This window comes from Brevibacterium album DSM 18261 (genome assembly GCF_000426445.1).
Classification (GTDB): Bacteria; Actinomycetota; Actinomycetes; order Actinomycetales; family Brevibacteriaceae; genus Brevibacterium; species Brevibacterium album.
The window spans coordinates 377,022-391,204 of sequence record NZ_KE384526.1 but is presented as its reverse complement, the minus strand read 5'-3'; the positions used below and the strand labels follow the sequence as shown (position 1 = coordinate 391,204).

At 71.3% G+C, this 14,183-nt stretch carries 11 protein-coding genes; all 11 read right to left on the bottom strand.

What is annotated here, in order from left to right; translation table 11 throughout:
• Positions 1-8 precede the first annotated feature (8 nt).
• Complete coding sequence (locus tag K318_RS24860; protein ID WP_156914068.1) at positions 9-155, bottom strand: hypothetical protein; 147 nt, start codon at positions 153-155, stop codon at positions 9-11.
• Between the two features lie 977 nt (positions 156-1,132).
• A complete protein-coding gene (locus K318_RS0115435; RefSeq protein WP_245579922.1) occupies positions 1,133-2,578 on the bottom strand; it encodes an APC family permease in 1,446 nt (481 codons plus the stop codon).
• Between the two features lie 166 nt (positions 2,579-2,744).
• Positions 2,745-3,650 (bottom strand): ribokinase, encoded by a 906-nt coding sequence (locus tag K318_RS0115430; protein WP_029090142.1) that lies wholly within the window; start codon positions 3,648-3,650, stop codon positions 2,745-2,747.
• On the bottom strand, positions 3,647-5,341 hold the full coding sequence (locus K318_RS0115425) for a dihydroxyacetone kinase family protein (protein WP_029090141.1): 1,695 nt from the start codon (positions 5,339-5,341) through the stop codon (positions 3,647-3,649). The genes K318_RS0115430 and K318_RS0115425 overlap by 4 nt, the downstream gene beginning before the upstream one ends.
• A 9-nt stretch (positions 5,342-5,350) precedes the next feature.
• Positions 5,351-6,229: a dihydrodipicolinate synthase family protein gene (locus K318_RS0115420; protein WP_029090140.1), complete on the bottom strand. Its 879-nt coding sequence runs from the start codon at positions 6,227-6,229 to the stop codon at positions 5,351-5,353.
• A gap of 38 nt (positions 6,230-6,267) precedes the next feature.
• Positions 6,268-7,761 carry a tripartite tricarboxylate transporter permease gene (locus K318_RS0115415; RefSeq protein WP_029090139.1) on the bottom strand — a complete coding sequence of 498 codons (1,494 nt, stop codon included), beginning with the start codon at positions 7,759-7,761 and terminating at the stop codon, positions 6,268-6,270.
• Positions 7,758-8,249 carry a tripartite tricarboxylate transporter TctB family protein gene (locus K318_RS0115410; RefSeq protein WP_051298092.1) on the bottom strand — a complete coding sequence of 164 codons (492 nt, stop codon included), beginning with the start codon at positions 8,247-8,249 and terminating at the stop codon, positions 7,758-7,760. Before K318_RS0115410 ends, K318_RS0115415 begins: the two co-directional genes overlap by 4 nt.
• A 37-nt stretch (positions 8,250-8,286) precedes the next feature.
• Positions 8,287-9,264, bottom strand: coding sequence for a tripartite tricarboxylate transporter substrate binding protein (locus K318_RS0115405; RefSeq protein WP_029090137.1), 978 nt, complete (start codon positions 9,262-9,264; stop codon positions 8,287-8,289).
• A 63-nt stretch (positions 9,265-9,327) separates the two neighbouring features.
• Positions 9,328-10,059, bottom strand: a complete 732-nt coding sequence (locus K318_RS22415; protein WP_051298091.1) for a GntR family transcriptional regulator — start codon at positions 10,057-10,059, stop codon at positions 9,328-9,330.
• 184 nt (positions 10,060-10,243) lie between these two features.
• On the bottom strand, positions 10,244-13,081 hold the full coding sequence (locus tag K318_RS0115395; protein WP_051298090.1) for a penicillin acylase family protein: 2,838 nt from the start codon (positions 13,079-13,081) through the stop codon (positions 10,244-10,246).
• 199 nt (positions 13,082-13,280) lie between these two features.
• Entirely contained in the window at positions 13,281-14,165 is an 885-nt protein-coding gene (locus K318_RS0115390) for a LysR family transcriptional regulator (RefSeq protein WP_029090135.1), read from the bottom strand.
• Between the last annotated feature and the right edge of the window lie 18 nt (positions 14,166-14,183).

Sequence of the window (14,183 nt, the reverse complement as noted above, 5' to 3'; positions counted from 1 at the left end):
CGGCAGTCTCAGCCCTTCCGTGCGGAGAAACGGATCACCCGTGCGCTGTCGCGCCGCTTGCGCTCTTCCTCGAGTTCGCGGGCGATCCTGCGCTGACGCTCTTCGGCCTCCCGTCGTTCCGCCTCGGTGAGTTCCCACGCGGGTGCACTGGACATCGGCTTCACCTTCCTTTCCGGATGCGGGTGTCTGATATCTGAGGCAACTGCGGGTATGCGAGAGCGAATGCGATCGACAGTGCATCCGCGAACGCCTGGATGGGGTGCTGCTCTGCTTCGTCGAGTGCATCGGCACCAGGAGCATCCACTGACAGCATGCCATAGGGCTGCGCATCGGTGTAGATCGCACACGAGATGAACGCATCGTACTTCTCCCCGGTCTGCCCCCCCAGTGATCGGCGTCTGCGTACGTCGTGTCCGAGACGAACCGGGGAGCGCGATCATTTCCCTCGAGCCAGCGGATCGCGTTGTATCCACGTGGTCTGTCAGAGCGGACGAAGTGTCGAGGTCGGTCCTGGCGTCCTCGCGACGAGAGCACCCGCATCTCGGTCCTGTCCGGCAGGAGCACGAAGATCGAAACCCTCACTTGGTCGATCTCCTTGTACGTCATCAGCAGCTGCGAGATCACAAGATTGGCGACCTCGGTCGAGGCCTGCGGTCGCTTCCCCGGTGTGAGCTGTGTCAGGTGGGCGATCTTCTCGTGCACGATGGCGAGGCTCTCCGCCAGGCCGCGCAGCCGCTGCGCGACCTCGTTCTCCTCCCGGGCGACTCTGTGCTTCCAGTGGCCGATCGATGCATACGCGCGAGCACCACGGTCTGGGGCACCACTGAGAGCCAGAGCAGCAGCTGCCAACCGGGCTCCCGGGCTGTACTCCGAATCGTCCCGAGCACAACGAGCGCCCCCGAAGCCGCGGTGCCTGACGCCCCGATGACCAGATCAGACAGAGGGCGATTGCTGAGATCGCGCCCCACCCGGCTGGCCGAGGCCTTCAGCCAGTTCAGTTCCTCAGGCTGACGCATCCCTGCCTCCTCGCACTCATGACCTTCGCACGCCGAAGGGAGCCCTGAGCGTCGCACGAGGCACGGACATCGCTCCGTGCGCGCTCGACCTCGAGCTGTTTCTGCGCCGCGGTCCCTCAGCCCACGTCCTCTCGGGTCAGGCGGGCGCCGATCCGCTGCGCGAGGCCGGGCCGGGCGAGGACGATGACGAGGCCGATGAGGCACCATGCGCCGGACATCCACGGGAACCACGTGTAGGGAGCCTCCTGGCCGATCACCTGGACGGCGTAGACGAAGACGAGGTAGGCCAGCCCCAGGACGGGGAAGGCGAGCTCCCACACCGGGATCCTGCCCCCGGAGCCGAGGACGAAGCGGATGACGCCCACCGAGGTCATGCCGTAGGCGACGACCATGCACAGCGTGGCGATGGTGGCGTACCAGTAGTAGACGTCGACGGAGGTCGCGCCCAGCAGGCCGGACCCGCAGGCGATGACGACGGTGCTGAGGACCACGAAGAGCACCGCGGGGCCGGGGACGCCGGTGACGGGGTTCACCCGGGCGAAGCCGCGCGGGCCGAAGCCGTCGCGGGCGAGCGCGAAGAGCAGGCGCGAGGCCGCCGCGGTGGAGGACAGCAGGGAGGCGAAGGCGACGAAGAAGGCGATGACGGAGATGAGCACCGCGAACCACGGGCCGATGTAGGTCGAGGACAGGGCGGTGAGCGTCGAGGAGGCCCCGGCGAAGGCGGCGATGCCGGCCTCGTCCGTTCCGAAGCCGATCGTCTGGGCGAACATCACGAAGGTGTAGATGATCCCGGCGAGCACGACCGCGAGTCCCAGGGCGCGCGGGATGGTGCGCCTGGGCTCGCGGGCGTCCTCGGACAGCGAGGTGCCGGATTCGAAGCCGGCCCACGAGAGGAACCCGAACACCGAAGCCGTCATGATCGCGGAGAGGGGGGCGTCGCCGGGCAGGAGGGTGCCGAGGTCCACGCCGGTGCTCACGGGCGCGCTGCCGGAGGCGACGCGCACGATGATGACGACGGCGAGGACGAGCATGACGAGGATGCCCACGAGTCCGATCGCCAGGAGGGTCCGGGCGGTGACGGTCGACTCGCGGAGGTTGAGCCAGAGGACGAAGACGCCCACGAGGAGGGGGATGAGCACCCAGAGGCCCTCGGCGAAGGGGAGGCCGAGCTCGGCGGCCATCGCCTGGAAGAAGACGGCGCAGGCACCGGCGATGCAGGCCGCGAAGAACAGGTACGTGCCCAGGAGGGCGAATCCGCCGAAGAAGCCGGCGCGCGGTCCCAGGGTGGATCCGGCGAGGGCGTACACGGAGCCCGCGTGCGTGATGCGGCCGGTGAGCCGGATGAACGCGTAGGCCACGAGCATGGTCCCGATGAACGAGACGAGGAATGTGAACGGCACGGCCCTGCCGGTGAGGCCGGCGACCCCGATCCCGTTGAGGCTCATGGCCATGACCGGGCCCATGAAGCCCACGGAGATGGCCGCGACCTCAGGAGTGCGGAGACGGCCGCGGGGCCGGACGGACTGGGCGTCGCCGAGCGAGGGGGCGGGGGATTCGGTCAACGGAGCTCAGGCTTTCTGTGACGCAGCGCAGGAGCTGCCGACGGGTCCCGGGCTGCGGAGACGCGCCCGGGGTGTGTAATGCACATTACACACTCCGGGTGATCGGGTGCAGATGTTTCTCGCTATTAGAGAAGTGCAGGGTTCGGGAAGCAGTTCAGGCTGTCGCTCACCACGAGTGATCGCGAGGATACGACTGCATCGCGCCGTGGGCCGTGGCTGCGCGTGCGGCGAATCCGGTGGCGCGCTGAGCTGCGAGCTCCAGATCGTCACCGCAGGCCAGCCGCCCCACGAGCACTCCGGCGAAGGCGTCACCGCAGCCGGTGGTGTCCACCGCCCGCACAGTCGGAGTGGGGATGTGCGCGGCGGGCCGCTCCTGGCGGGAGAGCAGGACGCCTCCGGCGCCGAGGGTGATCGCCACGGTGTCCACCCCGAGCGCCTCGGCGGCGGCCTCGAGGTCCGGTGGGGAGGCGGTGTCCGGCGACGCGGCACCCGTCGCGGCCGCCTCCAGCAGCGCCTCCGCCTCGCCCCGGTTGACGACGAGCAGATCGATGTCCTCCAGCGGGACCGGCGCCTCGGGGACGGGGGAGAGGTTGAGCGCCACACGGCATCCGGCGGCGCGCGCCCGCGAGGCCGTCTCGAAGACCGCCGCGAGCGGGACCTCCATGCCGAGGAGCGTCCACGAGGCGGCCTGCAGGCGGGCATCCGGACAGTCATCGCCGGTGACGTCCGCGTTCGCGCCGGGCACCATCACGATGGTGTTCTCACCCGCCTCGTCGACGGTGATGAGCGCCGTGCCGGTGGGCGAGCCGGTGGCCCGGACGTCCGCGGTGTCCACGCCGCAGGCACGCAGCGCCGCCGTGACCTGCTCGCCCGCCTCGTCGCGGCCCACCCTGCCGATGAGGGCCGTCGCCGCACCGCTCAGCGCCGCCGCTGCGGCCTGGTTGGCGCTCTTCCCGCCCGGCGACTGGCTCAGGCTGTGCCCCAGCAGCGTCTCCCCGGGTAATGGGAAGCGCCGCACGCGGACCCCGAGGTCCCGGTTCACGGACCCGAAGACCACGAGCGCGGCGCTCATGCCGGGCTCCCTGCTTCCCCGGCCTCCGCGAGGGCGGTGAGGAAGCGGACGACGGCGACGGAGCCGGGATCCGGCAGCCCGCGCGTGCGCTCTCCCTGCCAGGCCGCCCTGCCGCGGCGGTTCTGCAGCGGGGTGCTCTCCGCCAGCAGCCGCTGCGCTTCAGATTCGAGCGCGCGGAGGCCCGCACCTGCGCCTGCGAGCTCCGCGAGCGGGATGAGCACGTCGAGGAAGGTCTTGTCGCCCAGGCGGGCGCCTCCCCGCTCGCTCACCCTGTCGGCGAACGCCCGGAGGCCGGCCGCGCACCGTGCCGCCGGATCGCTGCCGGCCTCCGCGTCGACGGCTTCGGCCGCCGCCGCCAGTCCCGTGCCCACGAGCGCGGCGAAGGTCGAGGGATTGGCGGAGGCGAACGCCGAGGCCGCCGTGAGGAGGACGACGGACTCGGCCGCGTCCGAGGGCAGGCCGGCGACCGCGGCGGCCACGGCCTCGGCTCCGGCGGAGACCGTGATGCCGAGGTCCCCGTCGCCCACGGCCGCGTCCAGCCGGCGCAGCTCCTCCGCATGTGCGGGCATCTGCGGCAGCGCTCCGAGCAGGAGGGCGCGCAGCGGCCCCGGGTCCTCCGCGGTGCGGATCTCCACGGAGGTGCCCGAGGCGTCGCGCAGCTCTCCGCGGACAGCCTCGTCGGAGGAGCCGTCCCGGTAGAAGGGGGAGGCCGCGGGGGCCGCGATGAGGTCCTCGAGCTCCTCGTCGAGGAGCATGACCGAGACCGAGACGCCTGCCATCTCCAGGCTGGTGACGTACTCGCCCACGAAGCGGTGCGCGATGTCGACCCCGCGGGCCGCGAGCCGTTCGGCGAGGCGCCGGTAGACGACGTAGAGCTCCTCCAGAGGGGTGGCGCCCAGACCGTTGACGAGGACGGCCGCGCGGCTGCCCTCGGTGAGGTCGAGCTCCCCGGCGATCTCCTCGAGGAAGCGGTCGGTGATCTCGTCCGCGGTCTCGAGCGGGCCGCGGTGGACTCCGCGCTCGCCGTGGATGCCCACGCCGATCTCCATCTCGCCCTCGCCGAGCTCGAACGTGGGCTCACCTGCGGCGGGCAGGATCGTGGGTGCGAGCCCCACTCCCATCGTCCGGGTGCGGTCGACGGCCTTCTGCGCGATCCGGGCGACCTCGTCGAGGGGCATGAGCGCCTCGGCGGCGGCACCGGCGGCCTTGTAGACGAGGACGAGGCCGGCCACCCCTCGCCGGTCCCCGCTGCGCTCCGGCGGGGCGGAGGCGATGTCGTCCGTGCCCAGCACCGTGCGCACAGGAGTGCCCTGCGCCCGCAGGAGATCCGCCGCGAGGTCGAAATTGTAGACGTCCCCGCCGTAGTTGCCGTAGAGCAGGAGGACGCCGGCCTCCGAGGCGACGGAGGCGGCCGCGGCGTGGACGAGGGCCGCCGAGGGGGAGGAGAAGACGTTGCCCACGGCCACGGCCGAGCACAGGCCCCGGCCCACGTAGCCGAGGAAGAACGGCAGATGGCCGGAGCCGCCGCCGGTGACGATGGCGACCCGTCCGGGCTGCGGTGCGTCGACGCGCCCGAGGGAGCGCCGGTCCGTGGTGAGCGCGCGGATCTCCCCGCCGTGCGCGGCGAGGATGCCGTCCATGACCTCGTCGACGAGATCGGCCGGGTCGTTGATGATCTTGCGGAGGGTCATGGCGCTCCCTCAGCCTGCGAGTGCGTCGAAGTGCGCGGCCAGGTCCTCGAGCGCAGCGCGCTCCTCCGCTGTGACCCCGGGGACGGCCGAGCGCACCGGTCCGCCCCGGAAGCCGCGTGCCTCGGCTCCTGCCTTGAGGTGGGTGAGGCTGCCTGCGAGCACGGCCCGGACGACCCTCTCGACCTCGCCCTGCCAGCGGGCGGCCTCCTCCTCGCGGCCGGCCGCGACGGCGTCGCGCAGGGCGACGAACGGCTCGGGGAACGCCGAGGACACTCCGGAGACGATGCCGTCCCCACCGGCGCCCGCGAGCCAGCCGAAGGAGATGTCGTTGCCGGAGAACACCTCGAAGCCCTCGGGGCGGTGTGCGAGGTAGGCGGCCACGGACTCGTCCGACTCCCCGCTGAGCTTGACTCCGGCCACACCGAGGTCCGCGAGCTTCGGCAGGAGTGCGGGCACGGACACCGTCGAGGTGCGCGCCGTGAAGAGATAGGCGTAGAGCCTGGCATCGGGCGCGGCGGCGACGAGGCGCTCGTAGTACCTGAGGACCTCGGCCTCGGGGGCGGGCTGGTAGTAGGGGGTCACGGCGGCGAGGCGGACCGCGCCGGCGCCGGCTGCCCCACGGGCCAGCTGCTCGGCCTGGAGGGCGGCGGCCGCTCCCACGTGGAAGTAGGTCCGCTCCGGGGCGAACACCTCGAGGGTCGTCCGCAGCACGGAGAGGCGCTCCTCGTCGGACAGCGCGGGGAACTCGCCCGTGGTGCCGGCGGCGAACACCGCGTCCACACCCTTGTCCTGCAGCCAGGCGAGCTGCTCGCGGGCGGCGCCGAGGTCGAGCGATTCGTCCTCGGAGAAGAGGGTGGGGGTGGCGGTGATGACGATGGGTCGGTTCATTGCTTTCCTTTGCTGTGGCGTGTGCTCTGCGGCGGGTTTCAGCGGGCTGCCCGGGCCGCGGCGCGGCGGCTCCGGAGCGCGCGGACGAGGGGAGGGACGGTGACCGCTCCCACTGCGACGACGAGGAAGCCCATGGCGATGGGACTGGTGAGGATGTTCGCGGGGCCTCCGATCTCGAGCGCGCGGCGCAGATTGCCCTCTGCGAGCGAGCCGAGGATGAGGCCGAGGACCACGGGGCCTGCGGGGAAGCCGAACCGCCGCATGAAGAGGCCCGCGATCCCGAACGCGAGCATGACCACGACATCGACGACGCTGTTGTTCACGGCGTAGGTGCCCACCATGCAGAAGACGATGATGACGGTCCAGAGGAAGTGCGGCGGCAGTTCGAGGAGCCGGGTGACTCCGCGCGAGCGGACGACGCTGAGCCCGAGGGTGAGCAGCGTCGCCGCGACCATGATTCCCGCGATCGTGTAGACGAGGTCCGGCTGGCTGGTGAAGAGGCCGGGCCCCGGCTGGTAGCCCCAGATGACGAGCGAGCCGATGAGGACGGCCATGACTGAGTCCCCGGGCACCCCGAGGGCGAGGGTCGTGGTCACGGACGGGCCCAGTGTGGCGTTCGAGGCGGTGTCGCTGGCGGTGAGGCCCTCCAGCGAGCCCTTCCCGAACTTCTCCGGCTCCTTCGAGGCCTTCCGCGCGGTGGTCCAGGAGAGGATCCCTGCGATGTCGCCGCCGGCGGCGGGAACTGCGCCGACCGCTCCGCCCACGGCCGAGCCGATGCCCAGCGGTTTGAGCATGGTGCGCAGCTCACTCCGGTCGGGCCACCAGCGGCCCATCTCCCGGATGGGGGAGTGGAGCGCGCTGCGGTGGGTGTACATCTGGTCGAGGACGTCGGCGATGCCGAAGAGCCCGATGATCACCGCGATGAAGGGGAGTCCGTCGGAGAGGGCGAGGATGTCGAAGGTGAAGCGCTCCGTGCCCGTGATGGGGTCCCTCCCCACGGAGGAGAGGGCGAGGCCGAAGGCCCCGGCCGCGAGTCCCTTGAGGATGTTGTCACCGGAGACGCCCACCATCATGGTGAGCCCGAAGACCACGAGGGCGAACATCTCCGCCGGGCCGAACATGAGCGCGATCCGCGAGAGCGGGATCGCCGCGAAGACCAGCACGATGAGACCGACGAGGGTGCCGATGGCCGAGGCCATCGCAGAGGTGGTGAGTGCGACCCCGGCCCGGCCCTGTCTGGCCATGGGGTTGCCGTCGAAGGTCGTGGCGATCGAGGCGGGAGTGCCCGGGGTGTTCACGAGGATCGCGGGCACGCGGTCCCCGAAGTTCGCCGCCACGTAGATGGTCAGCAGCACCGCGAGTCCCGGGACGGGGTCGAGGGTCAGGGTGAAGCTGCTGGCGAGCGCGACCGCCATCGTCGCGGTGATGCCGGGGAACGCGCCCACGAGCATGCCGGCGAGCGCACCCACGAGGATGCAGACGATGACGAGGGGATCGGCGAGCTGTGCGAGCCCTTCGAATGCGGCGCTCATACCGGCACCCGCAGCAGCAGTCCGAACAGGAGCCAGAGCACGAGGGTGACGATGAGGGGGAAGAGGACGAGCCCCTTCCAGCCGCGACCGCCGCCGATGGCGACGAGCGCGGCGAGGAGGAGCGCGGTGACCAGACGGAAGTCGAACACCAGCCAGGCTGCGCCGTACGCCGCGACGGCTGCGAAGACGAGCGCGATGCGCACCGTGCCCGCACGGCTGCCGGCCTCGACCTCCCCGCCGGAGGCGGCCGGGCGCAGTCCGTCCTTGAAGGCGGCCGCGAGGGAGAAGAGGATCATCGCCGCGCCGGAGAGCTGGGGCCACCAGCGGGGGCTGAACTGCGATTCGACCTCGGGGACGGGGACCGACTGGGCCAGGAGGAGGACGAGCGCACCGGCGGCGATGCCGCAGAGCGGGCCCACCAGTGCCCGGCCCCGGCCGGGGCTCAGCATCACGATGCTGCCGCCGGAGGGCTCTGTGGGGAGTGACATGGGATTCTGCTTCCGTCCGGGATGGGAGGGCGAGTGCTCAGCCGCCGAAGATCGCGGCGAAGCGCTCGTTCTCGTCCTCGTAGAACGGCTGGAAGTCCTCGGGGGGCACATTCATCGGCACATTTCCCGAGTCGGCGATGATCTTCCGGAAGTCCTCGGTCTCCGCTGCCTCGGACACGGCCGAGGACAGAGTCTCCTTGACCTCGGCGTCGAGGCCTGCTGGGGCACCGAGCGCGCCCCAGCCGCCGATCACGACGTCGTGGCCGGCCTCGGCGCCGGTGGGCACGCCCTCGAGCGCGGGCGAGGGCTCGTCGTCGAAGACGGCCAGGACGCGCAGGGTTCCGTCGGCGTGGCCTGGTGAGGTCTCGGAGATGCCGGCGACCACCGCATCGACCTGACCGCCGATCGCGGCGGTGACGGCGGGTGCGCCGCCGTCGAAGGGCACGGGCTTGAGCTGCGCGTCCGCAGTGGTCGCGAGCTCTGTGGTGGCCGCCTCCCAGATGGAGCCGGTGCCGGAGTTGGCGACGGTGACCTCGCCGGAGCGTGCCGCCGCGATGAGATCCTCGAGCGTCTGGTATTCGCTGTCCGCGGGGACTGCGATGGTGGCCGGGACGGAGACCATCTGGCCGAGCGGCTCGTACGCCGCCGGGTCGATGTCGTAGCCCTGGTAGCCGAGCATGACGGTTTCGACCGGGAGATAGCCGATGGTGTATCCGTCCGGCTCCTGGGCGGCGAGGTAGTCGAGTCCCACCGAGCCTGCGCCGCCGCTGCGGTTCTCCACGACGATGGAGGCATCCAGGCTCTCCTCCATCTGCGTGGCGAGAGTGCGGGCGGCGAGGTCGGAGGCGCCGCCGGCGTCATAGGGCACGACGAGGGTGATGTCGCCGTCGGGGAAGCCCCCGGCGGCAGAGTCCTCCCCGGTGGCCCCGCCGCGATCGGCGCAGGCGGTCAGGGTGAGGGCGGCGACGGCGGACAGGGCTGCGATTCCCGCCAGGCGGGTGCGGCTGCGGTTCATGTGTGCACTTCCTTGTGAGTGTTCTCGGGCGAGAACGGGTGGGTCCGGGCGGAGCTGCGGTGCTCAGACCGCGGAATCTGCCGGGGCCGGGGAGCCCTGGGAGTCCGGCGGGTCGACGGGGGGATGGTGATCAGGCTGTGCGTCCGTGAAGTGCTCGCGGACGCGGACGCGCGAGGCATCGACGTGGTGCGCGAGCTCTGCCAGAGCCGCATCGTCGTTGCCGTCCTCGATCATCACCAAGAGCTGCTGGTGCTTCTTCAGGGACGGCTGCAGGTCGATGTGGTCGAGGTTGGCGACGAGGAGCAGATTGGAGATCGAGCCGCGGTACTGGCTCCACACGCTCTGGACGCGGCGGAGCCCCGATGCGGTGCCGAAGGCACTGTGGAAGGTGAGGTCGGCGAGGGTGAACGCCGCGGGGTCACCGGCCGCAACGGCCGCCTCCATGTCCGCGATGGCGGAGCGGAGGAGCGCGAGCAGACCCTCCCGGCGGGAGCCGAAGGCCTCGGTGAGGGCCATCTGCTCCATGGCCAGGCGCAGCCGGAAGAGCTCGTCGATGTCCTCTCGGGTGAGTCCCAGGACGCGCACGCTGCGGCCGCTCGTCTCCACCAGCCCCTCGTTGGCGAGGATCCGGAGGGCATCGCGCACCGGGCCGCGGCTGACCTGGTAGATCTCCGCGAGCCTGGTCTCGACGAGGCTCGCGCCCGCTTCGATGCCGCGCGTGACGATCTGGCGGCGCAGATCGTCGGCGACCTGGTCGCCCAGGGCATCGCCGCGGCGCGGTGGTGAGGGGTGCATCTCGAATCCTTTTCAGTTTACCGTTTACTGTAAACAGTGTGCCCATGATGCCATACGGACGAGGCGTGCGCCACAGTCGTCCGTGAGACCGGAGCCGGGCTGGGGCGCGGATCGGTTCGGGGCGCGGTTCCGGCCCCGGGTCCCGTTCCTCGACCGGAGCCGGGGCCGGGGCGCGGCGCGGGGCTCAGCCCGGCACGAGCGTGAGGGTGTCCTCCGCAGCGGCCCGGACGGCGCCGTCGGTGAATGCCCACGCGAACTGCTCGCCGTGGGCCCAGTCCTCGGCCTGGTCCGCATAGTGCGGGTGGAAGGCGTGACCGCTCGCCCCGGTGAGGTGGTGCCAGGTCGAGGCGTCCCAGTCCGCGAGGTCGATGACCATGCGCATCGAGGGGACGGTGACTGTCTCGTAGCCGTCGTCCAGCCCCCAGCCGGTCGCGTTCACCACGCCGGATCCGCCGCCCACCGGGTACGGACCGCGGTTGAACAGCGCCTCGACGGGCGCGATCCCGCTCTCGCCGAAGGTGCCGCTGCGCAGGGTGAGCGCATGGAGCTCGCCCCAGTTCCATCCTGCGGGGTCTGCCCCCTGCGCCTGAGCGAGCTCCTCGTAGGCGTCCACCGCCGCGGTCTGCAGGAGCCGCGTGCGGGACCCGCCCCACCACGGGCTCTCCTCGTCGTCGAGCTGCAGCGCGAACACACGTGCGAGACGGGACTGATCGTCCCGGGCGATGCCGATGTCCTCGGGCTCCTGCGGCTCCGCGGCGCTCCTGGCCGCCGCGGAGTCCTGCATCGCGGTCGCCTGCGTGGACATCATCCCCTCGGTCACGCGGTTCCACAGCACATTGGCGAACGCCGCGGCGGGGGAGTCGGCGTCGTTCTGTCCGTCCCAGTCCGCCAGCAGGCTCAGGGCGTCCCTGACGCGGGGGTCTTTGGGAGGGTCGATGCTCGCGTACGCGCCCTGCAGCGCGTCTGCGAACGGCGCCTCGTTGTCCATCTGCACCTGCGCCATGTCCTCGCTCGTCACGGGCCCCGCGGCGATGCGCTCGCGCAGCAGCTCGTCGATGCGTGCGGCGCGGTCGCCGTAGTCCCAGTCGCGGCTGAGGAAGTGGGGGTAGTCGTCGTTCACGATCGCATTGTTGGCGGTGACGATGTACCCGGAATCGGGGTTGTAGGCGACCGGCTGCTCCTCGAAGGGGATGAAGCCCTGCCAGTCGTAGGCGCTGTCCCATCCCGGCTGCGGCAGCCAGCCGTCACCCCCTCCGCGGACGGGCAGCCGGCCGGGAGCCTGGTAGCCGATGTTCCCCTCGCGATCCGCGTAGACGAGGTTCTGCGCGGGCACGTCGAAGCGCGAGGCCGCCTCGCGGAAGTCCGCGAAGTCCTCCGCGAGGTTGAGGGTGAAGATCGACTGGGCCGTGGTGCCGGGATCCAGCGCGGTCCAGCGGAGGCTGAGGGCGTTCTCGCCGGGCGGCAGCTCCGTGCTCTCCGCTGCGTCCGTGCCGGTGGGAGCTGTGCCTGCGTCCGAGGCATCGGCGTCCGCATGGTGCGTGGGGCCCACCGGGACCTCGTCCTCACCGGTGCCGGCGCCCACCCGCGGCTCTGCGGCGATGTCCGTGAACTCCGGCGTGAGATCGGAGACGAGCGGGCCGTGCCCGGTGGAGCGCACCTCGATCTCCACATCCTCGCCGCCGGCCACCCGCAGCGTCTCCGTGCGGGTCTCGAAGGCGTGCTTCTCGCCGTCCTTCCAGTAGCCGTCGTCCTCGACGCGTTCGACGTAGAGGTCCGCCACGTCCGTGGTGAGGTTCGTGAAGCCCCATGCGATCTGCTGGTTGTGGCCGATGACGATGCCCGGGAGGCCGGAGAAGCTGAAGCCTCCCACATCGAACGGGCACTCGGGGGAAACGGTGCTGCAGCGCAGCTGCATCTGCGTCCAGACCGAGGGCATGGAGGCACCGAGGTGCGGGTCGTTCGCCAGCAGCGGCGCGCCGGACTCCGTGTGCTCACCGGAGACCACCCAGGAGTTGGAGCCGACGCCCTCGCCCTGCGCGCTCACCAGCGCGTCCACTCTTCCCAGGAGGTCGCCGAGGGAGGAGAGGCCGGCCTCGGCGGCAACGGCCGATGCAGTCGTGGGAGTGGCCGAGGCAGTCGCGGCGGAGGCAGAGGATGCGGCACCGGCCTGCACCTCGCCTGCGGTCCCCGCAGATCCCGCGGGGTCCGCGTCCCTGCCGGAAGCGCCTGAGGGTGCCGGCACCTCGGCCTCGGCGATCTGCTCCCCTGCGGGGTCCTCGGCCATGATGACGGGATGCTCCTCGAGGGGGTAGCCCGGGTAGAGCTCGGCCAGCCGCTCCGCGTCCAGGTCCCGGGCGAGCAGGGCGCGGGCAGTCTCGTCCTCGATGTTGGTCCGCAGGTCCCACGCCATCGCCTTGAGCCATGCGGCGGAATCCGCCGGCGTCCACGGCTCCGGGGCGTACCCGGGGTTCTGCAGACCCAGGACCGTGTACTCGAGGGCGAGGCCTCCGCCTCCGCGCTCCTCGAGGTAGGCATTCACCCCGGCGGCATAGGCTTCGTAGTGGGAGCGCGCCTCGGGCGGCATGTCCTCGACCTCCTGCTGCGCAGTCCGGTGCCAGCCCAGCGTGCGCAGGAACGCATCCGTCCCCAGCTGGGACTCGCCGAACAGCTCCGAGAGCCGCCCCGCCGTCATGTGCCGGCGGAAGTCCATCTCCCAGAAGCGGTCCTGCGCGTGGACGAAGCCCTGCGCGAAGAAGAGGTCGTCGGAGCGGGACGCCGTGAGCGTGGGGATGCCGTGGGCGTCGCGCTGCACGGTCACGCCCTCGTGGAGCCCCGCGGCCTCGATCGTCCCGGTGGTCTGCGGGAACGCACGCCTCACGGACCAGAGCCCCAGCGCGGACGCCACGAGGGCGAGCACCACCACTCCCGCTGTGGTCCAGGCGAGGAGCCGCCGCAGCCGAGGCCGGCCTCGGGCGGGCTTCCCAGCGCCGGGCGGGCGGGTGCTGAGGAGGTGCTGCGGCATGCGTGCGTCTCCGCTCTGAGAGGCTCTGGGCTGTGGTCGCTGAGTGCTGTGCAGCTGATGCCAGGAGTCCGTGGGCTGCGGCGCCCACCCGGCTCAGGTTACTGCCGGGTACAGTCTGCTATCTTCCGGTTCCCCCGGAAAGCGGATGGAGATGCGGACGGCATATGTGCGACGTGCTCTGTGCGGACGTGAGCAGCGTCTATGCGGGTACGGTCAGCCCGGCTTCCCGCACGGCGTCGTGGAGGAACGCGAGGATGCGCTCCGTGGTCTTCCACCGCAGCTGGGCCGAGGGCAGGACCGCCCAGTAGCGGCCCCGGAAGCTGAGCTCCTCCGGCAGGATGCGCACGAGCGCCTCGTTCCGCTCCGCGGTGTACGTGGGCATGACCGCCAGGCCCACCCCGGCCAGCGCCGCCTGCTCATGCACATTGAGGTTGTTCGACTGCAGCTGGATGCAGCTCGGCAGCCGTCCGCGGAGCGCGTCGAACTCCGGTATGCCCGCGATCGGATCCTCGGAGTACCAGCTGAGGACATGGTCCTCGAGGTCGTCCGATCCGCGGATCGCCGCATGGCGCCCGAGGTACTCCGCCGTGGCGTAGAGGCCGATCTCGTACTCCGCCAGGAGCGTCGAGCGCACCGAGGCGGAATGGGGCCGCGAGCGCACCACGGCGACGTCGTAGGACGCCCCGTCGCGTGCGGCGAGGGACGGCGCCGACACGATGCGCAGGAGTATGCTCCGGTCGGCGAGCAGCCGCCCGCACCTCGGGGCGAGGATGTTCGCGGCGAAGCCGTCGGAGGACAGGACCGTCCACTCCTCCGGTCCCATGCGTGCGGGATCCCCCTCCGTCACGGCGTCGTATCCCAGGGAGACGGCTCGTGCGGCCGGGAGCAGGCCCTCGCCGTTGGCATTGAGGGCCCATCCCGTGCGAGTCCGCGTGAACAGCCGGATGCCGAGGACCTTCTCCAGTCTCCGGACGCGTCGGCTCACGGTCGTGTGGTCGACGCCCAGCTCCTGCCCAGCCCGCGCGAGGGTGCCGGAATTGGCCAGCACATGGAAGTACCGGATGTCCTCCGCATCGGCCTTCATGGCCTCCTCCTCGGGTTG